At 66.1% G+C, this 837-nt stretch carries 2 protein-coding genes; both read left to right on the top strand.

Translation table 11 applies throughout. The annotated features are described in order from the left end of the window. A partial coding sequence (locus CWO89_RS47415) for a hypothetical protein (protein ID WP_207234722.1) occupies positions 1-180 on the top strand: 180 nt, incomplete at its 5' end. Beyond that, positions 101-837: transposase (locus CWO89_RS44700; RefSeq protein WP_207234721.1), on the top strand; the 737-nt coding region annotated here is incomplete at its 3' end. The genes CWO89_RS47415 and CWO89_RS44700, both read left to right, overlap by 80 nt.

The following is an 837-nucleotide window of genomic DNA, read 5'->3' as shown; positions in this document are numbered from 1 at the left end:
GGTGCCGTCCGAAAAGCGGTTGGAATTGAAAGTGGCGTAGTCTCCGGGGTGATCAACCTCGAATCACCCGGCGTTGACGCGCCGGGCTGGAGACCACGCCATGACAAGCGTTACCACGAAGGCTTTAGCTTCGCAGCCTGCAACCGCAACTTCTCCCGCACTTCTCGACGATTGGTTTGACCCGATCGAAGCCGGTCTTCGCGCGCGAGTCCGCGAGTTCATCGAGGAGATGATTCGCGAGGAGCTCGATGGCGTACTGGCGCGCCCGCGTTACGGTCGGCGCCAGAAGATCTGTGCCAGTGATGCGGAGCCGCAGCCCGTCGTCGGCCATCGGCACGGCAGCCGCGAGCGATCGCTGACCGGCACCTTTGGCAAGACCCAGATCACGGTGCCACGTGCGCGGCTGGAGCAGCCGGACGGCACGACCACCGAGTGGCGGAGCGGGACATTCAGAACCTACCAGCGGCGCACTCTGGCGGCCGACGCGCTGATCGCCGGCAGCTACCTGGCGGGCACCAACACCCGCCGGGTCCGGCGCGCGCTGAGCACGCTGTTCGCAGGCAGCGTGGGCAAGGACACGGTGAGCCGGGTGTGGCGCAAAGTGAAGAGCGACTGGGACGCCTGGAACGCCCGTTCGCTCGCCGAGGAGCCGATCGTCCGTCTGATCCTCGACGGCACCGTGGTGCGCGTGCGGCTCGACCGCAAGGCAACATCGATGCTGCTGCTTGTCATCATGGGCGTCCGTGCCGATGGCCAAAAGCTGCTGCTCGCCGTCAAGAGCATGGGCAGCGAGAGCGCCGAGGCTTGGCGGACCGTCCTCGACGATTTGATCAAGCG

The organism is Bradyrhizobium sp. Leo170 (genome assembly GCF_004296405.1).
Taxonomy (GTDB): domain Bacteria; phylum Pseudomonadota; class Alphaproteobacteria; order Rhizobiales; family Xanthobacteraceae; genus Bradyrhizobium.
This window is presented reverse-complemented; position numbering and strand designations above follow the sequence as displayed.